Genomic DNA, 21,549 nt, shown 5'->3' with positions numbered 1-21,549 from the left:
CATCAATCACTTGCGCGGTGGCCCCAGTTCGAACCACACGGTCTTCCCGGAGGCCGTACGGCTGGTCCCCCACTCCTTGGCGAGCACGCTGACGATCCGCAGTCCGCGCCCGAACTCGTCGCCGGGGCCCGCGTTCAGGAGCGTGGGAAGGGTGGGGTCGTCGTCCTCGACCTCGCAGATCAGCGTGGCCCCGGAGCGGACGAGGCGGAGTCCGACTCCGCCGCCGCGCGAGTGCCGTACGGCGTTGGTGACGAGTTCGCCGACCAGGAGCTGGGCGGTTTCGGCGAGGGTGTCCCGTGCCCAGGCGCCCAGCTGGTCGCGGACCAGCTCGCGGGCCCTGCTCACCTCGCTGGGGTCGAGTGCGAGCCGCCAGCTCGCGACGTCCTCGTCCGCGACGCCGTTCAGGCGTGCCATCAGGAGCGCCACGTCGTCCTTGCGTCCGCCGCGCGTGTTGAGCGCGCGGATGATGGTGTCGCAGGCGGCGTCCATGGAGGCGGCCGGGTGGGCGGCGGACTCGGTGAGGGTGGCGAGGCCGACGCCGATGTCCTCGCCGCGGACCTCGACGAGGCCGTCGGTGCACATCAGGAGCCGGTCGCCGGGCGCCACGCGGACGGTGACCGCCTCGAAGGGCACGCCTCCCACCCCGATGGGTGCCCCCGTGGGCAGGTCGAGGAGTTCGCTGCGGCCGTCGTCGGCGCGGACGAGCACGGGCGGGATGTGGCCCGCGTTGGCGAGGTGCAGCTCGCTCGCGATGGGGTCGTAGACCGCGTACAGGCACGTCGCGAGGTAGTGCTCGCCGAGTCGCTGTGCCAGGTCGTCGAGGTTGCGCAGGAGCTGGGCGGGCGGCAGGTCCAGGGCGGCCATGGTCTGCACGGCGGTGCGCAACTGGCCCATCATCGCCGCCGAGTTGAGACCGTGGCCCATCACGTCGCCGACGACGAGCGCGGTGCGCGACCCGGGCAGTTTCACGGAGTCGAACCAGTCGCCGCCGACCCGGCCGAGGAGCGTGCCCGGCAGATAGCGCGTGGCGATGTCGCAGCCCGTCATGCGCGGCTCGATGTGCGGGAGCATGCTGTCCTGGAGGGTGTCGGCGACGCTCTCCTGGTAGGTGTACATGCGGGCGTTGTCGAGCACGAGGCCCGCGCGGGCGGCGAGTTCAGCGCCGGTGACGCGGTCCATGTCGTTGAAGACGGGCCGCTCCCGGTGACGCAGCAGGATCATGAATCCGAGCACCACATTGCGGGCCTTCAGCGGTACGACGAGCATCGAGCGGTGGTTGATGAGCGGACGGATGTCGCGCTTCTCGAACTGCGAGGCGATCGCGTTGCCCATCTCCTCGGTGATGCGCGGCACGAGCACCGGATCGCCGGAGGTCATGCACTGGAAGAACGGCGTGTGCGACGGGAAGGGCATGGATTCGCCGACGGGTACGACGTCGTCCCAGCGGCCCGGCTCGTCCGTGTGCTCCAGGGCGACCCGGTGCCACATCGTGGTCTCGTCCGGCGGCCCTTCGGGGAAGCCCTCGCCCGCGACGACCTGTTCGCGCAGATACGTGCCGGCGACGTCCGTGAACCGCGGCACGACGGCACGGCTGACCTCGATGATCGTCCGGGAGAGGTCGAGGGATGAGCCGATGCGGCCGCTGACCTCGTTCAGGAACTCCAGGTGCTCGCGCACCGCCGCGTATTCGAGGTCATCGGCCTCCTCCGAGGCGACGGGCCTGGGCGTGAGTCCCTCGGCCGCGGCCCGCTGGGCGCGCAGCCTGCGCGCCTTGCGCTCGGCGCGCCGCGGCACTCCCCAGTCGGGGGTGACGGGCACGCGGTCGTGCTTGCTGTACTCCAGGACGGGATAGCCCAGTTCGAGGATCTGCGCCACGATGCGGGAGCTCTCGCCCACGCTCATGCTGGGCAGGATCTCGGGCAGCCGGCCGGCCAGCTCGTCCGCTCCGGGGAAGTCGGTGTGCAGGGCGAACGCCGGTGCTATCCGCTCGACCTGGCCCGGCTCGCGGTCGTCGTCGGCGAGGCGGTCGGCGTCCGCCGCGAGCACGAGCAGGCGCTCCGGTCCGGGACCGACGAGGGGGTAGGCCCACCACAGGACGTCCACGCGGTGGTGTTCGCCGCCGGGCACGGAGAGCCGTGCGCGCCCGGCGGCCGGGTAGGAGATGCGTCCGTCGAGGGAGGTTTCCAGGTCGGGGCCGAGGCCGTCGTACTCGCCGAAGTCCGCGTGGCCCTCGGGGATCGCGCCCGCCACCGGAAGCAGATCGCCCGCCGGGGTTCCGACGGCCGCCTCCTTCGCGTACCCGAACAGCTTGCGCGCACCGGTGCTCCAGTGCGACACGAGGCCCGCGCCGTCGATCACGACCACGGCGAGTGGGATCCGGCCGGCCACGGCATGCTGCGCCACCGGCCCGTCCGGGGTGCCGTATTCCATGGCCAACGCTCCTTCCGGCGGCACCGCGAAGGCCTGTGCCGCCCCAACCACCGTACGACCGCCACAGGTTGCCGTGCGGGGCAATAGGGGAATTGGGACGCACGGGGCGCCTCCGGCGGTCAGTCCTCGTGGCCGAGCTGCAGATCCCGCTCCGTGCGCCCCCCTCCCGCGACCTGGAGCACGGTGGCCACCGGCGGGTAACCCGCGGCGATGACGGTGTACTCGCCGGACGAGAGGTCGATGAACCGGAAGGTGCCGTCCTCCCGGGTCGTGAGGGTGTCCACGACGTTGCCCGCCGCGTCCAGGAGCGTCACGCGGGCGTCCTCCACGGGCCGCCCGCCGCTGGCCCGCACGGTGCCGCGCAGGACGGCTCCGCCCGCGAGCTCGACGTCCTGCCGGGTCTCGCGGGAGGCCTGCACGCTGACGGGCAGGGCCGCCGGGCGGAAGGCGGGTGCGCTGGCGGCCAGGGTGTACTCGCCCGCCACCAACTCCGTGATCACATAGCCGCCTTCGCGCCCGCTGCGGGTGGTGGCGACGACTTCTCCGCGTACGTCGGTGAGGGTGACCGCAGCGTCCCTGACCGGTGTGCCGTCGGCGGTGACCACGCTGCCGGCCAGGCGTCCGGCGCCGCCGAGCACCACGTCGAGCTCCACGGGGCGCTCGCCGACGGTGACGGTGACGGCCTGCGGCTGGTGGCCGCCCGCTGCGGCGATCAGGACGAACGATCCCGAGCCCGGCGTGGACAGCGCGTACCGCCCGTCCTCACCGCTCGCGCCGCGGCCGATCTGCCGGCCCCCGACATCGATGAGGGTCAGGGCGGCGCGGGGCACCACGGTGCCGTCCGGGTGCTGCACGGTGCCGCAGACGGGCACGCCGGCCGCGTACGACGTGCGGGCCTGCGGGATGGGAGTGGGCTCGGCCGTGGGGGCGTCCTGGGACGCTGCGCTGGACAACAGGGGAGTCTCCTTGAGGAAGAAGGTGATCAGCATGCCGAGGGCGAGCACCGGCACCAGGTAGAGGAAGATCCGGGGCATCGCGTCGGCGTACGCCTGGATGTAGCCGTCGCGCAGCGCGGGCGGCATGGCGTGGACGAGCTGCGGGGTGATGGCCTCGGGGTCGGGAAGTCCGGCTCCCGCCGGGATGCGGTCGGCGAGCGAGTCCGCGAGCCGGTCGGCGAAGAGCGTGCCGAAGATCGCGGCGCCGACGCTGCCGCCGATCTGCCGGAAGTAGTTGTTGGCGCTGGTGGCGGTGCCGAGGTCGGAGGGGCGCACCGCGTTCTGCACGGCGAGGACGAGCACCGGCATGACGAGGCCGACGCCCGCGCCCAGGACGGCCATCCAGATGCTGTAGTGCAGCCGGGGTGTGTCCGCTTCGAGCCGCGAGAGCAGCCACATGCCGATGACGGACAGGATGCCGCCGACGACCGGGTAGATCTTGTAGCGCCCTGTGTGGCTGATGAGCTGGCCGGAGAGGATCGAGGCGCCGACGACGCCGCCCATCATCGGCAGCATGAGAAGGCCGGACTCGGTGGCGCTCGCGCCGTCCACCATCTGGAGGAAGGTCGGCAGGTAACTGGCCGCTCCGAAGAGGGCGATGCCGACGACCACGCCCACGAGGCCGGTGACGTTGAAGACCGAGTCGCGGAACAGGCGCAGCGGGATGATCGGTTCTGCGGCGAAGTGTTCGGCGACGACGAAGAGCACGACCGAGGCGACGGCCCCGGCCGCGAGCCCCAGGATCACGCGCGAGCCCCAGGCGTGCTCGGTGCCGCCCCAACTGGTCAGGAGTACGAGGCAGGTGGAGGCGGAGGCGAGTAACAGCGCGCCGAGCACGTCGAGTCGGGCCTTCGCGGTGGGCTTGGGCAGCTTCAGGCCGAAGCTGACGACGGCGAAGGTGACAAGGCCGAAGGGGACGTTGAAGTAGAAGCACCAGCGCCAGGTGACATGGTCGGTGAAGAACCCGCCGAGCAGCGGTCCCGCGACCGACGCGAGACCGAACGCGGCGCCGATCAGGCCCATGTACCGGCCGCGCTCCCGGGGCGGGACGATGTCCGCGATGATCGCCTGCACGCCGATCATGAGGCCGCCCGCGCCGATGCCCTGGATGGCGCGGAAGGCGATGAGCTGGTCCATCGTGCGCGACCAACCGGCGAGCGCGGAGCCGATGATGAAGATGAGGATCGCGAACTGGAAGACGCCCTTGCGCCCGAAGAGGTCCCCGAGCTTGCCGTAGATGGGCAGCCCGATGGTGGACGTGAGCAGGTAGGCGGTGATCGCCCAGGACATCTTGTCCAGGCCGTGCAGCTCTCCGACGATCTTCGGGAGCGCGGTGGCGACGATCATCTGCTCGAGAGCGGCGAGCAGCAGGGCGAGCATGAGTCCGACGAAGACCATCCGGACGCGCCCGGGGCTGAGACCCGCCGTCGCCGACATGTGCTCCTGGGGTGGTGGCGCCGTGTCGGCCCCCGGGGGCGCCACCGCCACCGCCAAGTCCCCCCGCTCGGCGCCCTTCACCAACGTCGTGCCGCCCACGTCCTGCTCCCCTCGTCGCGCCTGCGCCGCATTTCTCGCATTACGCGACAACTGCGAGCAAGCGCGACGAGTCGCCCCTGCGCGGGGTCCGGCACACGTATGCGCCGGTGGGAGCCCTACGCCGTACAACTGGCCCGAACAGAAAACCACTCGAAACGGTGAGCGTGACAACAACCCTTATGGGCTACCGGAGTTGAGGGCCGGTCAGCTGTGACCCTACTTCTCGACCTCGGCGGCGAGCTTGCCGAGCACCTCGTCGTAGATCCGCCCGAGCCCCTTGGGGGCGAAGGTCCTCTCGAAGAAGCCGCCGATGCCGCCCGCGCCGTTCCAGACGCTGGTGACGACCACGCGCGCCTTGCCCTCCCCGGCCGGGGTCACGGTCCAGGTGGTGACCATGGAGGAGTTGCGGTCCTTCTCGACGAGCTGCCCGTCGGTCGGCTCGCTCACCTCGAGGAGGCAGTCCCGGATGCGCTTGCTGGTGGCCTGGAGCTTCCAGTGGACGAGCGTCCCCTCGCCGTCGCCGCCCTCCCGCACCTCGTACTCGCTGAAGTGCTCCGACAGGATCTTCGGTCGCGTGCCTTCGTAGTCGGCGAGCGCGTCGAAGACGTCCTCCGGCCGCGCCGCGATGATCCGCTCCGTGGTCGCCTCGACCTGCGCCATGGCACTTCCTCCAGCACTCGGTTGTTCAGGGTGATCCCCGGAAGCCAACCACCCTGCCTACCGGCCCCCCAAATCGGGGTCGTCGAGGGACCGGGCCGCCACCGGGTCGCCGCCGGTTCGCACGATCAAGGGAACGTATGTTCTATTCTGTGGTCAGTGCTACCGAGGAGGCGTCATGCGCTGGGAGAACCTCGCCGACGGGCCCTCACGGGGTACCGCGGATGCCGCGCTGTTCGGCGCGGACGCGGTCACCACGAGGACCTTCGACACCCCTGAGTTCCGTGGGATCACCTTCCACGAGATCCGGGCCAGAACGATCGTGAACCGGGTGCCCGGGGCGTCCCGCATGCCCTTCGAATGGACGGTGAACCCGTACCGGGGCTGCACGCACGCGTGCGTGTACTGCTTCGCCCGCAAGACCCACAGTTATCTGGACCTGGACACGGGGCTGGGCTTCGACAGCCAGATCGTGGTCAAGGTCAACGCCCCCGACCTGCTGCGCCGCCGGCTCGCCTCGCCCCGCTGGCACGGAGAGCACATCGCGATGGGCACGAACGTCGACTGCTATCAACGGGCGGAGGGGCGCTATGGCCTGATGCCCGGGATCATCGCCGCCCTGTGCGATCACGCGAACCCCTTCTCCATCCTCACGAAGGGCACGCTGATCCTGCGGGACTTGGACCTGCTGCGGCAGGCCGCCGACGTCACGGACGTCGGCATCTCGGTCTCGGTGGGCTTCATCGACCAGGAACTGTGGCGCACCGTGGAGCCGGGTACACCCGCCCCGGAACGGCGCCTCGACGTCGTACGGACGCTGACGGATCACGGCATCGGGTGCGGGGTCCTGATGGCACCGGTGATCCCCTTCCTCGGGGACAGGCCCGAGCAACTGCGGGCGACCGTACGGGCCATCGCCGCCGCGGGGGCCACCTCCGTGACGCCGCTCGTGCTGCATCTGCGGCCCGGAGCACGCGAGTGGTTCATGGCCTGGCTGGAACAGCACCACCCGTATCTCGTGCGGCGCTACGAGCGGCTGTACGCAGAAGGCGCCTACGCACCCAAGTGGTACCAGCGCCGGATCACCCGCCAAGTGCACGAACTGGCCGAGGAGTTCGGCATCGGCCCCACACGCGCGGGCGCCACCCGCCGCATCCGCACCCCGGAGCCCCCCGATCCCGAGCCGGCGCCACCCGGCGGCACGCAGCTCACCCTGCTCTGAACCCGTGGTCCAGGATGGCGCGATGAGCCAACTGACCCACATCAACGCCCCCGACGGCGTCTTTCCCGCCACCCAGTACACGCACGTGGTGATGGGCACGGGCCGCTTCGTGGCGATAGCCGGCCAACTCCCCCTGGACAAGGAGGGGCAGCTCGTCGGCGAGGACGACCCGGCGGCGCAGGCACGGCAGGTGTTCGACAATCTGTGGCATTGCCTCGTGGCCGCGGGCGGCAGCTTCCGGGACGTCGTGAAGCTGACGTACTACGTCACGGACATGGCGTACATGCCCGCCATACGGGCCGCCCGGGACACATACCTGGACCCGGCGCGCCTCCCCGCCGCATCGGCGGTCCAGGTCTCCGCGCTGGTATCGCCACAGGTCCTGATGGAGATCGAGGCGTACGCCGTCCTGTAGGACGCTAGGCCGGCAGCCGGGCGAGGGCCGCGGACGCCGCCGCCGCGAGACGTGGGTAGCCGCAGGCCTCCGTCAGGACGGGGCGGGCCCGTGGGTCTCCCAGTGCGCCGAGGCCCTCCACGCACGCCAGCGCGATCTTCCCGTAGGGGTCGTGCGGGGCGAGTCTGCGCTTCAGCGTGGTGATGAGGGCGGGCGCCGACTCGGGCGCGCGCAGCTCCGTGAGCAGACGTACGGGGTGCAGGGCGTAGGCGACCCGCAGCTCATTGGTGGCCAGGGCGGCTGCCGCCCGCGCCGTACGGGGATCACCCAGCCTGGCCAGGGCGTACGCGGCGGCCGCACAGCGCGATGGATCACGGTGGTTGAGGAGCAGCACGAGGGACTCGAAGGCCCGGCTGTCCCCGGCGGCGCCGAGACGGACCGCCGCGAGCTCCCGTGCCCACAGTGGCTGACCCGCCGCGGCGAGCACCTCCGCCAGTTCCTCCACATCGCCGGTCGCGACCAGCCTCTCGTAACTCTCCGAGACTCCTGCCTCGCGGCGTAAGCGTTCCGTCACCGTGCGCAACTCCACGTCCATGACGGGGAGCCTATCCGCGATGTAGATCACAAACCCTGGGGACTGGCGCGCTCGTTACTCGCCGGTTAATCTCAAGTGAGCGGGGCACACTCCCCGTCAGCAGTACCTGAACTCGCAGCGGCCTGGTGACGCAGCCGGTGCGAGCGAGTGCTTGTCGGTTCGGTGCTCAGAGCACCTCAGCTCCACCCAGTACGGCGGCTCCGGGACAGAGCCCGCCGACTCCTCACGGGCGTACGCGCTTCGCCGCCCGGTCACGACACACAGCAGCTCTCCTCCCGTACGCCGCGCCGCCGTTGCCGCGCACCGCGTGCGCCCCTCAGTCGTCACTCACTTCCTGGAGTCCACGCATGGACACTCCCTTGAACACCGTCGCCGTGATCGGTCTCGGCACGATGGGCACCGGCATCGCCGAGGTCCTGGCCCGCGCGGGACGCGAGGTCATCGGCATCGACATCAGCGAGGCCGCGGGCGCCCAGGCCGTCGCCGCCATCGAGTCGTCCACCGCGCGGGCCGTGCGCCGTGAGCAGCTCACCGAGGACGAGCGGCGTGACGCGATCGCCCGTATCCGCACCTTCACCGATCTTCAAGCAGCGGCCGACGCCGACCTGGTGATCGAGGTCGCCCCGGAGTCGTACGAGATCAAGCAGCAGATCATCCGTGAACTCGACGGTGTGGTGCGCCCCGGAACGATCATCGCGACCGGCACGAACGCGCTGTCCGTGACCCGTCTGGCCGCCGAGTCGCAGCGCCCCGAGCGCGTGCTCGGCCTGCACTTCTTCAACCCGGCCCCGGCGATGAAGCTGGTCGAGGTCGTGTCGTCCGTGCTGACCGCACCCGCGGCCGTCGCCTCCGTGACCGACCTGGCGTACGCGCTCGGCAAGGAGCCCGTCGCGGTCGGCGACCGGCCCGGATTCGTCGCCGACGGCCTGCTCTTCGGCTACCTCAACCAGGCCGCGGCGATGTACGAGGCCAAGTACGCGTCCCGCGAGGACATCGACGCCGCGATGCGCCTCGGCTGCGGCCTGCCGATGGGCCCCCTCGCCCTGCTCGACCTGATCGGCGTCGACACCGCCCGCACGGTGCTCGACGCGATGTACTCCGAGTCCCACGACCGGCTGCACGCACCCGCCCCGATCCTCAAGCAGCTCAGCGAGGCGGGCCTGACCGGACGCAAGTCGGGGCGCGGCTTCTACTCGTACGAGGCGCCCGGCAGTTCGGTCGTCGTGCGGGACGCGCTGACCCCGCCGGAGGACGGGCGGCACGGCGGCGGGCGCACCATCCGCTCGGTCGGAGTCGCGGGCTCCGGGACCATGGCGTCCGGCATCGCCGAGGTCTTCGCCAAGGCCGGTTACGACGTGGTGCTCGCCGCGCGCAGCGAGGAGAAGGCGGAGAAGGCCAAGTCCCGTATCGCCAAGTCCCTTTCACGCTCTGTCGACAAGGGGCGGATGACGGCGGAGACCGCGGCGAAGACCCTGGACCGGATCGTTCCCGCCGGTACGTACGACGCGTTCGCCGATGTCGATCTTGCCCTTGAGGCGGTCGCCGAGGACCTGGAGATCAAGCAGCAGCTGTTCGCGGCGTTCGACAAGGTCTGCAAGCCGGGCGCGATCCTGGCGACCACGACCTCGTCCCTGCCGGTCGTCGCCTGCGCCCGCGCCACCTCACGCCCCGGCGACGTGATCGGCATGCACTTCTTCAACCCGGCACCGGCGATGAAGCTGGTCGAGGTGGTCCGCACGGTCCTCACGGACGACGACGTGCACGCGACGGTCCGGCAGGTCTGCTCGACGATCAAGAAGCACCCGGTGGACTGCGGCGACCGCGCCGGTTTCATCGTGAACGCGCTCCTGTTCCCCTACCTCAACAACGCGGTCAAGATGGTCCAGGAGCACTACGCGACGCTCGACGACATCGACGCCGCGATGAAGCTCGGCGGCGGCTACCCCATGGGCCCCTTCGAGCTCCTGGACGTCGTCGGCCTGGATGTCTCGCTCGCCATCGAGAAGGTCCTGCACCGCGAGTTCCGCGACCCGGGCCTCGCCCCCGCTCCCCTGCTCGAACACCTGGTGGCCGCGGGCTGCCTCGGCCGCAAGACCGGCCGCGGCTTCCGCGAATATGCCCGACGGTAGGCCGGAAGCGGACGGGAGCGCGCCCGACGGAAGACCGCGCACGGACTGGGGCGGGCTGCTCGAACCGTCGGGCGGCCCCGTCCCACCGCCGCTCGGCCCCGTCCCGCCGCCGCTCAGCCCCGTCCCACAGGAGCACTCGGCTGCGCATATGCAGTACGTTCGGGTCATGCCCAAGGCCGCCAAGTCCTCACGTACGCCCGCTACGCCCGACGCTCCGGAGAGCGCGGCCGGCAGCCGCGCCGCCGCCCAACGTCTCAAGATGCGCCGGGAGCTGGCGGCCGCCGCGATGGAGCTCTTCGCGTCCAAGGGGTACGAGGCGACGACGGTCGACGAGATCGCCGCGCAGGCCGGTGTCGCACGCCGGACCTTCTTCCGGCACTTCCGCTCCAAGGAAGAGGCGATCTTCCCGGACCACGACGACACGTTGATCCGGGCGGAGGCGGTCCTGAACGCGGCGCCGCCGCACGAGCACCCGCTCGACACGGTGTGCCGGGGCATCAAGGAAGTCATGAAGATGTACGCGGCGTCGCCCGCCGTGTCCGTCGAGCGCTACCGCCTGACGCGCGAGGTCCCCACGCTGCGCGAGCGGGAGATCGCCTCCGTGGCGCGCTACGAACGGCTCTTCACGCGCTATCTCCTGGGCCACTTCGACGAGCAGGCGCACCACGACGGCAACGACGACCCGCTGCTCGCCGAGGTGGCCGCCTCCGCGGTGGTGACCGCGCACAATCACGTCCTTCGCCGGTGGCTGCGCGCGGGCGGCCAGGGTGATGTGGAGACCCAACTGGACCACGCCTTCGCCATCGTCCGCAGGACCTTCGGTTCGGGCATCGGGGCGGGCCGCGACACCACCACTGCACCGGCGGCCTCGGTCAGCACCGGGGGCGATGTGCTGGTCACCGTGGCCCGGACGGACGCACCGCTGGACGAGATCATGCGGACGATCGAGAAGGCGCTGCGGGAGGCGTAGAGTCCCTTTTCCGCACTTTCGTCCTGGGCTTTTGAGGGGGCGCTACCCACCGGTAGCGCCCCCTTCGTCGTGCCGCCACACCCTCTGACCTGCACTGATCGATCATCCATCAAAAATTGATGGCACTCAGTGTCTTGCCGACTGGCACGCGGTGTCATACGTTGATGTTGTCCGGGCGGCCGGCGTGCAGAGAACTTCCGTACGCCGGCTGTCCCCACAAGCCACGGCTCGTGCGCCCGGACGCCTGCGTCACAGGCAACCTCCCGCGCCACACCAAGCGCTGCCGAGCACCACCCTTCGCCGAACCGACGGCACACCCTCCACCACCTGCATCAGCAGCACCCGACGTAACCCTCAAGAGCGTGCTCCCCTCAGAGGGGGGCCGCACTTCGCCGGAGGCATCACCGTGAAGGAAATCCTGGACGCGATCCAGTCGCAGGACGCACAGTCCGCCGACTTCGCCGCACTCCCCCTGCCCGACTCGTACCGCGCGATCACCGTGCACAAGGACGAGGCGGAGATGTTCGCCGGGCTCGAGACCCGCGACAAGGACCCCCGCAAGTCGATCCACCTGGACGACGTGCCGGTGCCCGAACTCGGGCCGGGCGAGGCCCTGGTGGCCGTGATGGCCTCCTCGGTCAACTACAACTCCGTGTGGACCTCGATCTTCGAGCCGGTGTCCACCTTCAGCTTCCTGGAGCGCTACGGCCGGCTGAGCGAGCTCACCAAGCGCCACGACCTGCCGTACCACATCATCGGCTCCGACCTGGCGGGCGTCGTGCTGCGCACCGGTCCCGGCGTGAACGCCTGGAACCCGGGCGACGAGGTCGTCGCGCACTGCCTGAGCGTCGAGCTGGAGTCCTCGGACGGCCACAACGACACGATGCTCGACCCCGAGCAGCGCATCTGGGGCTTCGAGACCAACTTCGGCGGCCTCGCCGAGATCGCTCTGGTCAAGTCCAACCAGCTGATGCCCAAGCCGGACCACCTGAGCTGGGAGGAGGCCGCATCCCCCGGCCTGGTGAACTCCACCGCCTACCGCCAGCTCGTCTCGCGCAACGGGGCCGGCATGAAGCAGGGCGACAACGTCCTGATCTGGGGCGCGAGCGGCGGACTCGGCTCGTACGCCACCCAGTTCGCACTGGCCGGCGGCGCCAACCCGATCTGTGTCGTGTCCAGCCCGGAGAAGGCCGCCATCTGTGAGGCCATGGGCGCGGAGGCGGTCATCGACCGCAACGCCGAGGGCTACAAGTTCTGGAAGGACGAGCACACCCAGGACCCCAAGGAGTGGAAGCGCTTCGGCAAGCGCATCCGCGAGCTGACCGGCGGCGAGGACGTGGACATCGTCTTCGAGCACCCGGGCCGCGAGACCTTCGGCGCGAGCGTGTACGTCACCCGCAAGGGCGGCACCATCGTCACCTGCGCCTCGACCTCGGGCTACAACCACGAGTACGACAACCGCTACCTGTGGATGTCCCTGAAGCGGATCATCGGTTCGCACTTCGCGAACTACCGCGAGGCCTGGGAGGCCAACCGCCTCATCGCCAAGGGCAAGATCCACCCCACCCTCTCCCGTGTCTACTCCCTGGAGGACACCGGTCAGGCCGCCTACGACGTGCACCGCAACCTCCACCAGGGCAAGGTCGGCGTCCTCGCGCTCGCTCCCCGTGAGGGCATGGGCGTGCGCGACCACGAGAAGCGCGCGCAGCACATCGACGCCATCAACCGCTTCCGTAACGTCTGAGGGCTGAGGGTTCGCACATGACAGAGCGTCAGAAGGACCGGCCGTGGCTCATGCGGACCTATGCCGGTCACTCCACGGCCGAGGCGTCCAACGAGCTGTACCGGCGCAACCTCGCCAAGGGTCAGACGGGCCTCTCGGTCGCGTTCGACCTGCCCACGCAGACCGGCTACGACCCGGACCACATCCTCGCCCGCGGTGAGGTCGGCCGGGTCGGGGTCCCCGTCTCGCACGTGGGCGACATGCGACGGCTGTTCCAGGACATCCCCCTGGACCAGATGAACACCTCGATGACGATCAACGCCACGGCCATGTGGCTTCTGGCGCTCTATCAGGTGGTCGCGGAGGAGCAGGGCGTGGACATCACGCAGCTCCAGGGGACGACGCAGAACGACATCGTCAAGGAGTACCTCTCGCGCGGGACGCACGTCTTCCCGCCGGTGCCCTCCCTCCGCCTCACCACCGACATGATCACGTACACGGTGGCGCACATCCCCAAGTGGAACCCGATCAACATCTGCAGCTACCACCTGCAGGAGGCCGGGGCCACTCCGGTGCAGGAGATCGCCTACGCGATGTCCACCGCCGTCGCCGTGCTCGACGCCGTGCGCGACTCCGGGCAGGTGCCCCCGGAGAAGTTCGGTGACGTGGTCGCCCGTATCTCCTTCTTCGTGAACGCGGGCGTCCGTTTCGTCGAGGAGATGTGCAAGATGCGGGCGTTCGGCCGCATCTGGGACCGCGTCACACGCGAGCGGTACGGCATCACCAACCCCAAGCAGCGCCGGTTCCGCTACGGGGTGCAGGTCAACTCCCTCGGCCTGACCGAGGCGCAGCCCGAGAACAACGTCCAGCGCATCGTCCTGGAGATGCTGGCCGTCACACTGTCCAAGGACGCACGCGCGCGTGCCGTGCAGCTTCCCGCGTGGAACGAGGCCCTGGGCCTGCCCCGGCCGTGGGACCAGCAGTGGTCGCTGCGCATCCAGCAGGTGCTCGCCCTGGAGAGCGACCTCCTGGAGTACGAGGACATCTTCGACGGCAGCCACGTCATCGAGGCCAAGGTGGAGTCCCTCGTCGAGGAGTCGCTCGCCGAGATGGACCGCATCGAGCAGATGGGCGGCGCGATGGCCGCCGTCGAGTCCGGTTACCTGAAGTCGCAGCTGGTCACCTCGCACGCCGAGCGCAGGGCCCGCATCGAGTCGGGCGAGGAGAAGATCGTCGGCGTCAACGCCTACGAGTCGACCGAGCCGAACCCGCTCACGTCGGACCTGGACACCGCGATCATGACGGTCGACCCGGCCGTCGAGAACCGCGTCGTGAAGGCGCTCGGCACCTGGCGCGACACCCGCTACCAGCCGCCGTTCAACCATCCGCGCCCCTGCAAGGCCCTTGAGAAGCTCAAGGAGGTCGCCGCGGGCACCGGCAACCTCATGGAGGCCACCCTGGAGTGCGCACGCGCCGGTGTGACGACCGGGGAGTGGGCCGGCGCCCTGCGGGAGGTCTTCGGGGAGTTCCGGGCTCCCACGGGCGTCTCCAGCGCTCCGGTGGCCGTCACCGCGGAGGCGGGCACGCCGCTGGCCCTCGTCCGCGAGAAGGTCTCCAGGACCGCCGCCGATCTCGGCACGGGCAAGCTGCGCTTCCTGGTCGGCAAGCCGGGCCTCGACGGGCACTCGAACGGGGCCGAGCAGATCGCGGTGCGTGCGCGTGACGCCGGCTTCGAGGTCGTCTACCAGGGCATCAGGCTCACGCCCGAGCAGATCGTCGACGCCGCCCTCGCCGAGGACGTGCACGCGGTGGGCCTCTCGATCCTCTCCGGCTCGCACGCGCAGCTCGTGCCGGACGTGCTTGAGCGCCTGCGCGAGGCGGGCGCTCCTGACATCCCCGTCATCGCGGGCGGCATCATCCCCAACAGCGACGCCGAGGACCTGAAGGCGGCGGGTGTGGCCGCCGTCTTCACCCCCAAGGACTTCGGTATCACCGAGATCATCGGCCGTATCGTCGACGAGATCCGGAAAGCGAACAAGCTCGACCCTCTGCTCGACCCTTTGGAGGTCCCCGCATGACCGCGCCCATCAACCGACTCCGCCCGCGTCGCTCCTGTCTCGCGGTCCCGGGTTCGAACCCGCGCTTCCTGGAGAAGGCCCAGGGCCTCCCCGCCGACCAGGTCTTCCTCGACCTGGAGGACGCCTGCGCGCCGCTCGCCAAGCCGGAGGCCCGGCACACCATCGTCAAGTTCCTCAACGAGGGCGACTGGACGGGCAAGACGCGGGTCGTGCGTGTGAACGACTGGACGACCGAGTGGACGTACCGCGACGTCGTCACGGTCGTCGAGGGCGCGGGCCAGAACCTCGACTGCATCATGCTGCCGAAGGTGCAGACGGCGGACCAGGTCGTCGCGCTGGACTTCCTGCTCACGCAGATCGAGAAGACGATGGGCTTCGAGGTCGGCAAGATCGGCATCGAGGCGCAGATCGAGAACGCGCAGGGCCTGAACAACGTCAACGCCATCGCGCAGGCGTCCCCGCGCGTCGAGACGATCATCTTCGGCCCGGCCGACTTCATGGCGTCCATCAACATGAAGTCCCTGGTCGTCGGCGAGCAGCCGCCCGGTTACCCGGCCGACGCCTACCACTTCATCCTGATGAAGATCCTGATGGCCGCCCGCGCCAACAACCTCCAGGCGATCGACGGCCCTTACCTCCAGATCAAGAACGTCGACGGCTACCGCGAGGTCGCGAACCGCGCCGCCGCGCTCGGCTTCGACGGCAAGTGGGTCCTGCACCCCGGCCAGGTCGACGCCGCCAACGAGGTCTTCTCGCCCTCCCAGGAGGACTACGACCACGCCGAGCTGATCCTGGACGCCTATGACTTCTACACGTCCGAGGCGGGCGGCAAGAAGGGCTCCGCGATGCTCGGCGACGAGATGATCGACGAGGCGAGCCGCAAGATGGCGCTGGTCATCTCCGGCAAGGGGCGCGCCGCGGGCATGACCCGTACCTCCAAGTTCGAAGCCCCGGAGGCCTGACATGCAGTTCGGCCGCACCTACGAAGAGTTCACCGTCGGGGACGTCTACAAGCACTGGCCCGGAAAGACGGTCACCGAGTACGACGACCACCTCTTCTGCCTCCTGACGATGAACCACCACCCCCTCCACATGGACAGCAACTACGCGGAGCAGACGACCGACTTCGGTAAGAACGTCGTCGTCGGGAACTACATCTACTCGCTGCTTCTGGGCATGTCCGTGCCGGACGTCTCGGGCAAGGCGATCGCGAACCTGGAGGTCGAGTCGCTCAAGCACGTGGCGCCGACCTTCCACGGCGACACGATCTACGGCGAGACCACGGTCCTGGACAAGACCCCGTCGAAGTCCAAGTCGGACCGCGGGATCGTCTACGTGGAGACCAAGGGTTACAAGCAGGACTCCACGCTGGTCTGCGTGTTCCGCCGCAAGGTGATGGTCCCCACCGAGACGTACATCAAGGAGCGCGGCGGCGAGCAGCCCGGCCGCCCTGAGCTCCTGGACACTTCCAAGAAGACGCAGGAGAAGTAGCCATGAGCCGACTCGCGCAGACCGCAGGTCTCACGGACATCCAGCAGGAGATCCTCTCCACCGTCCGGGACTTCGTCGACAAGGAGATCATTCCGGTCGCCACGGAGCTCGAGCACCGTGACGAGTACCCGCAGGCGATCGTCGACGGCCTCAAGGAGTTGGGCCTCTTCGGGCTCATGATCCCCGAGGAGTACGGCGGTCTGGGCGAGTCGCTGCTCACGTACGCGCTGTGTGTCGAGGAGATAGCGCGTGGCTGGATGTCGGTATCCGGCATCATCAACACCCACTTCATCGTCGCCTACATGCTCAAGCAGCACGGGACGCAGGAGCAGAAGGACACCTTCCTGCCGCGGATGGCGGCCGGCGAGGTGCGCGGCGCGTTCTCCATGTCGGAGCCGGGGCTCGGCTCCGACGTGTCGGCGATCACGTCGAAGGGCGTCAAGGACGGCGACGAGTACGTCCTCAACGGTCAGAAGATGTGGCTCACGAACGGCGGAACGTCGACTCTGGTGGCCGTTCTGTGCCGAAGTGATGAAGGACACCCCGAGGGGACCGCGCCCCACAAGTCGATGACGACCTTCCTCGTCGAGAAGGAGCCCGGCTTCGGAGAGGTCCGCCCCGGCCTCACCATTCCGGGCAAGATCGACAAAATGGGATACAAGGGGGTGGACACCACCGAACTCATCATGGATGGACTGCGAATTCCGGCCAATCGTGTGCTCGGCGGGACCACCGGCCGAGGGTTTTACCAAATGATGGACGGCGTCGAAGTCGGCCGCGTGAATGTCGCGGCGCGTGGCTGCGGGGTCGCTCAGCGTGCATTTGAGCTCGGTGTCTCATATGCCCAGCAGCGTCACACTTTCGGCAAGGCGATCGCTCAGCACCAGGCGATTCAGTTCAAGCTGGCCGAGATGGCTACCAAGGTCGAGGCCGCCCATGCGATGATGGTGAATGCAGCACGCAAAAAGGACTCCGGGGAACGAAACGACCTCGAAGCAGGGATGGCGAAGTACCTCGCTTCCGAATACTGCAAAGAAGTCGTAGAGGACGCGTTCCGGATTCATGGCGGTTACGGCTTCTCGAAGGAGTACGAGATCGAGCGCCTGTACCGTGAGGCTCCCATGCTGCTGATCGGCGAAGGTACCGCCGAGATCCAGAAAATGATCATTGGGCGGCGACTGCTCGAAGAGTATCGATTCCAGGGCTAGATGCCCGATTTGGGGTGTTTTCATCGAGAAGAAGGTCACACCCTGTCAGCACTCTTCGGCCGCCGACTCCGCTTCCTGGCTTGCCCAGTTGTGGCTCGCAACCGATACCATCCGGATAAAGCCGCCGTCCCCCGTTCATGCGCGGCATCATCCGCTACGAAGGTCATCCATGCCCCACAGCCAAACCTCTGCACCACGCGACAGCCTCGCTGGCGTACGCCTTGCGCGCGGAGCATCGCCGTGGCTCCTGCCGACTGTCGCGACCGCGGCACTCAGCCTCGTGCGTGCGCGTCGCTCCAAGGGCGCCGCGGCCGTAGCTGTACCCGTTACCGCTCTGGCGGCGGGCATGCTGTGGTTCTTCCGCGACCCCGAGCGCGACATCGCCCAGGGCCGGGTCATCTCCCCGGCCGACGGCGTGGTGCAGAGCATCATGCCGTGGAAGGACGGGCGCACCCGCGTCGCGATCTTCATGAGCCCGCTGAACGTCCACGTCAACCGCGCGCCCCTCGCGGGCACGGTGACGTCCGTGGAGCACATCCCCGGCGGGTTCGTCCCGGCGTTCAACAAGGAGAGCGAGAACAACGAGCGCGTTGTCTGGCACTTCGACACCGAGCTCGGTGACATCGAGATGATCCAGATCGCGGGCGCGGTCGCGCGGCGCATCGTTCCTTACGTGCCCCAGGGCACGAAGGTGGAGCAGGGCGAACGGATCGGCCTGATCCGCTTCGGCTCCCGTGTCGACATCTATCTTCCCGAGGGTGTCGACGTGGACGTCGAGGTCGGTCAGAAGACCGTGGCTGGGGTGACTCGAATTGACCGTGGTTGATCCTGAAACACAAGCGGGCTGGGTTCCCGAGGCGGCCGAGGACGAGGCCGACGAGGAGATGCCTCTCTCACTCCGCCTCTCGATAGCGGACACCCTCACCCTCGGTAACGCCACGTGCGGGTTCATGGCCGTGTACTTCACCACCACGGGCATCCTCATCCCGCACCTGCAGGGCAGCAACGAAAGCGGCATGGCACGGCACTCCGCCGCGACCGCCGTGATCCTCATGCTCTGCGCGGCCGTGTTCGACCTCTTCGACGGGCTCGTGGCGCGCAAGCTGCGGTCCTCGCCGATGGGCGCCGAGCTCGACAACCTGTCGGACCTGATCAGCTTCGGTCTGGCCCCCGCGTACTTCGTGCTCGTCTACGGCATGGTCGCCGACGACGCGCACCAGAGAGTGGCCGCGGTCGGAGCGATCGTCGTGCTGTTGGCGGTGGTGCTGCGGCTTGCGCGGTTCAGCTGCGTGACCGTGAAGGACGGCACCTTCCAGGGCATGCCATCGCCCTTCGGCGCGCTCACGGTCGTCTCGATCGTGCTCCTGGAGCTGCCCTTCTGGGCGACGCTCCTCGCGATCACCGGCACGGCCTGGCTCATGGTCAGCCGTGTCGAGTACCCCAAGCCGCGGGGCCCGCTCGCGGTGGCCATGCTGGCGTGGATCGTCGCCGCCATGGGGCTGCTCGCCGCCTGGGCGTTCGACGCCCCGGGCGGACTGCTGCTCCTGCAGACCGGCTGCGCGCTCCAGGTCGTTCTCGGTGCGGTGATCCCCCTCTTCGCCACGGCACGGAGGGTGAACAACTTCCGGGACAACCGGCGTGAGGCACGGGCGGCGCAGGTGCCGTAGCGGCGCTTGAACGTTGCAGAAGGGGCCCGAACCACTTGGTTCGGGCCCCTTCTGGCTGTTCGAACACCTCTCAGGCGCCGGGTGTGTATCCCTCGGCCGCCTGCGCCGCTCCCGGCTCCCTCGCGACCTTCATGCCGCCCGTCACGCTCTTGTCGGGGCGCAGGATCACGCTCTCCTTCGACGAGGGGGCCTTGGGGTCGCTGAAGTCCTGGGTGACGCCGAAGCCCGTGTCGAAGGAGTCGATCGTCAGGAGCGCCTTGTCGACGCCCTCGCGGGTGAGGTCCTTGCTCTCACAGGCCTTCTTGAGGGCCTCTCCGAAGATGGACGCCGCGGTCCAGCCGGCCGTCACGCCGTTGTCCAGGGCGTCCTTCGGGTAGGCCTTCTGGTAGTCGCCCACCAGCTTCTTCGCCGCGGGGGTGTCCGCGCCGATGGGGAGTGTCGGTGAGGCCACGTAGTAGTTCTTGGCCAGGGCCGGGCCCGCCTGCGTGCCCAGGAGCTGGGGTGCGAACGCCGAGTTGTTGCCGATGATCGGCACGTCGAACTTGCCCGCCGCCGCGACCCCGACCAAGGAGGCCGCCTGCCGCGGGCCCGCGCTGATCACCACGGCCTTCACACCGGCCTTCTTCAGGGCCGCGACCTGCGCCGTCATGTCGTTGTCGGTCGCCTTGATCTTCTGCTCCACGACGGTCAGGCCCGACTTCTTCGCCATGTACTGCGAGCCCGCCAGGGCGTTCTCGCCGTAGTCGCCCTCGAAGTAGACATGACCGAGCTTGTCGCCCTTCTTGAGGCCCTTCTCCTTCATCAGGAAGTCGATCGCGTTGATCGTCTCCAGGTCGTACGTCGAGCCGACGACCCGGACGTACGGGCTGCCGAGGAGGTTCGCCGACCAGGCCTGCGGCAGTACGAGGCTCTTGTCGCCGTCGATCCGTTGCTTGACCGCGGCGACGAACGGCGAGCCGATGAACTGGGCGAAGCCGAGGACGTCCGGCTCCAGCTCGGTGTACGCGGCGACCGCCTTCTGGGGGTCGTAGCCGTGGTCCCGGACGGTCAGCTTCAGCTTGCGGCCGCAGATGCCGCCGTCGGCGTTGGTCTGCTTGACGTAGAGCTGCTGGGCCTGGGTGACGCTCTTGCCGAGGGTCGCGTAGACGCCGGTCATGTCGGTGAGCACACCGAGGTTGATCGTCTTGGCGGAGACTCCGACGCCGGCCTTGACCCCGCCCGCGTCCTTCTTGTCCCCCTCGCTGTCCCCCGCTTTCGAGCTGCAGCCGGCCACCGCGAGCAGCGCGGCGAGCGCCGTCGCCGTCGCCGTGGCCCTCTTCGCCCTTGTCGACCTGCGTGAACTCATCGTTCCTCCCCTGATTCCCCTGCGGTTGGGCCCGACGTCGGCCTGGAGCGCCGGGCGGCGATGCCGGCCAGGCCGCCGGGCAGGAACAGCACCACCGCCACGACGGCGGCGCCGTACAGATACCGGGACGCCTCGCCCGGTGTGATCCCGCCGGTGCCGGGGGCCGAGACCAGGGGCAGCGCGTCGCTGTACCGGGTCAGGAGCTGCGGCAGCAGGGACACCACGGCGGCGCCTGCCACCGCGCCCGCCACCGAGCCGAGGCCACCGATGACGATCATGGCGAGGTATTCGAGCGACAGCGTCATGCCGAAGTAGTCCGGCACGGTGCGCTGGAAGACGAGGGCGAGCAGCACCCCGGCGAGGCCCGCGTACATCGACGACAGGACGAAGACGCCCGCGCGGTAGCGGGACACGGGCACCCCGATGACACCGGCGGCGATGCGGTGGTCGCGGATGGCGTTCATGGCGCGGCCGGGGCGCCCGCGCAGCACGCCGCGGGCGAAGAGTCCGCAGCCGAGCAGGAGGACGAGCCCCGCGTACCAGAGCTTCTCCGACGCCCCGAACGGCACGGCGGCCACGACGAGCTCGCTGTCGTCGAAGGTGATACCGAAGACGCTCAGGGGCGGTACGTCACGCCCGTTGGAACCGCCGGTCAGGTCATGGGCGTTGAAGAGCACGTGCTGCCCGATGAAGATCAGCGCGAGGGTGGCGATGCCGAGGTAGGCACCGCGCAGCCGTCCCGCGATGGGGCTGAAGAGTCCGCCGGCGACCCCCGCGACGCCGACGGCCAGGGCGGCGGCGATCCAGGTGGGGAGCCCGAGTCCGGTCAGGCCGGTGTCGCCCCCCTCCCCCGCGAAGACGCAGTATCCGTACGCGCCGATCGCGAGGAAGAAGGCGTGCCCCATGGAGAGCTGGCCAGTCGCGCCGGTGAGGAGGTTGATGCCGATCGCGCCGATCGCGGCGGCCATGGCGAACAGACCCGCCTGGAGCCAGAACCGGTCGAGGTAGAAGGGCAGGGCGAGCAGGAGCACGCTGCCCGCGATCCAGACGTACGTGCGGGGGCGGGTCAGCCTCGTACGGCCTCGGGAGCGCAGCTCCCGTCCGCGGGC

General features: G+C 69.3%; 17 protein-coding genes. 11 read left to right on the top strand and 6 right to left on the bottom strand.

Going from position 1 to position 21,549, the window contains the following annotated elements; translation table 11 throughout:
* Positions 1 to 6: 6 nt before the first annotated feature.
* The 3 genes from ABXJ52_RS30585 to ABXJ52_RS30575 all read right to left on the bottom strand — a co-directional run bounded on the left by ABXJ52_RS30585 (position 7) and on the right by ABXJ52_RS30575 (position 5,621).
* Positions 7 to 2,430 (bottom strand): SpoIIE family protein phosphatase, encoded by a 2,424-nt coding sequence (locus ABXJ52_RS30585; RefSeq protein WP_367046355.1) that lies wholly within the window; start codon positions 2,428 to 2,430, stop codon positions 7 to 9.
* Positions 2,431 to 2,549: 119 nt separating this feature from the next.
* On the bottom strand, positions 2,550 to 4,907 hold the full coding sequence (locus ABXJ52_RS30580) for an MFS transporter (RefSeq protein WP_367049390.1): 2,358 nt from the start codon (positions 4,905 to 4,907) through the stop codon (positions 2,550 to 2,552).
* Positions 4,908 to 5,177: 270 nt separating this feature from the next.
* Positions 5,178 to 5,621 (bottom strand): SRPBCC family protein, encoded by a 444-nt coding sequence (locus tag ABXJ52_RS30575; protein ID WP_367046353.1) that lies wholly within the window; start codon positions 5,619 to 5,621, stop codon positions 5,178 to 5,180.
* A 175-nt stretch (positions 5,622 to 5,796) separates the two neighbouring features.
* Here ABXJ52_RS30575 and ABXJ52_RS30570 point away from each other — a divergent pair, with 175 nt between their 5' ends.
* Positions 5,797 to 6,840: an Rv2578c family radical SAM protein gene (locus ABXJ52_RS30570; RefSeq protein ID WP_367046351.1), complete on the top strand. Its 1,044-nt coding sequence runs from the start codon at positions 5,797 to 5,799 to the stop codon at positions 6,838 to 6,840.
* Between the two features lie 22 nt (positions 6,841 to 6,862).
* Positions 6,863 to 7,255, top strand: a complete 393-nt coding sequence (locus tag ABXJ52_RS30565; RefSeq protein ID WP_367046349.1) for a RidA family protein — start codon at positions 6,863 to 6,865, stop codon at positions 7,253 to 7,255.
* Between the two features lie 4 nt (positions 7,256 to 7,259).
* Here ABXJ52_RS30565 and ABXJ52_RS30560 read toward each other — a convergent pair whose 3' ends face one another.
* Positions 7,260 to 7,829 carry an adenylosuccinate lyase gene (locus tag ABXJ52_RS30560; RefSeq protein WP_367046347.1) on the bottom strand — a complete coding sequence of 190 codons (570 nt, stop codon included), beginning with the start codon at positions 7,827 to 7,829 and terminating at the stop codon, positions 7,260 to 7,262.
* 347 nt (positions 7,830 to 8,176) lie between these two features.
* Here ABXJ52_RS30560 and ABXJ52_RS30555 point away from each other — a divergent pair, with 347 nt between their 5' ends.
* The 9 genes from ABXJ52_RS30555 to pssA all read left to right on the top strand — a co-directional run bounded on the left by ABXJ52_RS30555 (position 8,177) and on the right by pssA (position 19,095).
* On the top strand, positions 8,177 to 9,958 hold the full coding sequence (locus ABXJ52_RS30555) for a 3-hydroxyacyl-CoA dehydrogenase family protein (RefSeq protein ID WP_367046345.1): 1,782 nt from the start codon (positions 8,177 to 8,179) through the stop codon (positions 9,956 to 9,958).
* A gap of 166 nt (positions 9,959 to 10,124) precedes the next feature.
* Positions 10,125 to 10,928, top strand: a complete 804-nt coding sequence (locus tag ABXJ52_RS30550) for a TetR family transcriptional regulator (RefSeq protein WP_367046343.1) — start codon at positions 10,125 to 10,127, stop codon at positions 10,926 to 10,928.
* 406 nt (positions 10,929 to 11,334) lie between these two features.
* Positions 11,335 to 12,672, top strand: coding sequence for a crotonyl-CoA carboxylase/reductase (ccrA, locus tag ABXJ52_RS30545; RefSeq protein WP_367046341.1), 1,338 nt, complete (start codon positions 11,335 to 11,337; stop codon positions 12,670 to 12,672).
* Between the two features lie 17 nt (positions 12,673 to 12,689).
* Entirely contained in the window at positions 12,690 to 14,729 is a 2,040-nt protein-coding gene (locus ABXJ52_RS30540) for a protein meaA (protein ID WP_367046339.1), read from the top strand.
* Complete coding sequence (locus tag ABXJ52_RS30535) at positions 14,726 to 15,691, top strand: CoA ester lyase (protein ID WP_160508253.1); 966 nt, start codon at positions 14,726 to 14,728, stop codon at positions 15,689 to 15,691. The genes ABXJ52_RS30540 and ABXJ52_RS30535 overlap by 4 nt, the downstream gene beginning before the upstream one ends.
* Position 15,692: 1 nt before the next feature.
* The gene (locus ABXJ52_RS30530; RefSeq protein ID WP_367046337.1) at positions 15,693 to 16,220 is read left to right on the top strand and encodes a MaoC family dehydratase; all 528 of its coding nucleotides are present in this window, start codon (positions 15,693 to 15,695) and stop codon (positions 16,218 to 16,220) included.
* 2 nt (positions 16,221 to 16,222) lie between these two features.
* Positions 16,223 to 17,428: an acyl-CoA dehydrogenase family protein gene (locus tag ABXJ52_RS30525; RefSeq protein ID WP_367046335.1), complete on the top strand. Its 1,206-nt coding sequence runs from the start codon at positions 16,223 to 16,225 to the stop codon at positions 17,426 to 17,428.
* A gap of 169 nt (positions 17,429 to 17,597) precedes the next feature.
* Positions 17,598 to 18,254, top strand: a complete 657-nt coding sequence (locus ABXJ52_RS30520) for a phosphatidylserine decarboxylase (protein ID WP_367046333.1) — start codon at positions 17,598 to 17,600, stop codon at positions 18,252 to 18,254.
* On the top strand, positions 18,241 to 19,095 hold the full coding sequence (gene pssA / locus ABXJ52_RS30515; RefSeq protein WP_367046331.1) for a CDP-diacylglycerol--serine O-phosphatidyltransferase: 855 nt from the start codon (positions 18,241 to 18,243) through the stop codon (positions 19,093 to 19,095). The genes ABXJ52_RS30520 and pssA overlap by 14 nt, the downstream gene beginning before the upstream one ends.
* Before the next feature lie 70 nt (positions 19,096 to 19,165).
* Here pssA and ABXJ52_RS30510 read toward each other — a convergent pair whose 3' ends face one another.
* Together ABXJ52_RS30510 and ABXJ52_RS30505 are read right to left on the bottom strand one after the other, a co-directional pair.
* Positions 19,166 to 20,440, bottom strand: coding sequence for an ABC transporter substrate-binding protein (locus tag ABXJ52_RS30510; RefSeq protein WP_367046329.1), 1,275 nt, complete (start codon positions 20,438 to 20,440; stop codon positions 19,166 to 19,168).
* Entirely contained in the window at positions 20,437 to 21,510 is a 1,074-nt protein-coding gene (locus ABXJ52_RS30505; protein ID WP_367049389.1) for a branched-chain amino acid ABC transporter permease, read from the bottom strand. Before ABXJ52_RS30505 ends, ABXJ52_RS30510 begins: the two co-directional genes overlap by 4 nt.
* Between the last annotated feature and the right edge of the window lie 39 nt (positions 21,511 to 21,549).

The organism is Streptomyces sp. Je 1-332, from assembly GCF_040730185.1.
Taxonomy (GTDB): domain Bacteria; phylum Actinomycetota; class Actinomycetes; order Streptomycetales; family Streptomycetaceae; genus Streptomyces.
Note: the sequence above shows the minus strand (reverse complement) of the source record. Positions and strands in the feature narration are given on the sequence as shown.

Bases quoted from the DNA above. Each gene is read 5' to 3' on its own strand.
- ABXJ52_RS30530 (WP_367046337.1), top strand. From the start codon at position 15,693: ATGCAGTTCGGCCGCACCTACGAAGAGTTCACCGTCGGGGACGTCTAC.
- ABXJ52_RS30510 (WP_367046329.1), bottom strand. From the start codon at position 20,440: ATGAGTTCACGCAGGTCGACAAGGGCGAAGAGGGCCACGGCGACGGCG.
- ABXJ52_RS30535 (WP_160508253.1), top strand. From the start codon at position 14,726: ATGACCGCGCCCATCAACCGACTCCGCCCGCGTCGCTCCTGTCTCGCG.
- ABXJ52_RS30560 (WP_367046347.1), bottom strand. From the start codon at position 7,829: ATGGACGTGGAGTTGCGCACGGTGACGGAACGCTTACGCCGCGAGGCA.
- ABXJ52_RS30555 (WP_367046345.1), top strand. From the start codon at position 8,177: ATGGACACTCCCTTGAACACCGTCGCCGTGATCGGTCTCGGCACGATG.
- ABXJ52_RS30575 (WP_367046353.1), bottom strand. From the start codon at position 5,621: ATGGCGCAGGTCGAGGCGACCACGGAGCGGATCATCGCGGCGCGGCCG.
- ABXJ52_RS30540 (WP_367046339.1), top strand. From the start codon at position 12,690: ATGACAGAGCGTCAGAAGGACCGGCCGTGGCTCATGCGGACCTATGCC.
- ABXJ52_RS30585 (WP_367046355.1), bottom strand. From the start codon at position 2,430: ATGGAATACGGCACCCCGGACGGGCCGGTGGCGCAGCATGCCGTGGCC.
- ABXJ52_RS30565 (WP_367046349.1), top strand. From the start codon at position 6,863: ATGAGCCAACTGACCCACATCAACGCCCCCGACGGCGTCTTTCCCGCC.
- ABXJ52_RS30520 (WP_367046333.1), top strand. From the start codon at position 17,598: ATGCCCCACAGCCAAACCTCTGCACCACGCGACAGCCTCGCTGGCGTA.
- ABXJ52_RS30550 (WP_367046343.1), top strand. From the start codon at position 10,125: ATGCCCAAGGCCGCCAAGTCCTCACGTACGCCCGCTACGCCCGACGCT.
- ABXJ52_RS30570 (WP_367046351.1), top strand. From the start codon at position 5,797: ATGCGCTGGGAGAACCTCGCCGACGGGCCCTCACGGGGTACCGCGGAT.
- ABXJ52_RS30525 (WP_367046335.1), top strand. From the start codon at position 16,223: ATGAGCCGACTCGCGCAGACCGCAGGTCTCACGGACATCCAGCAGGAG.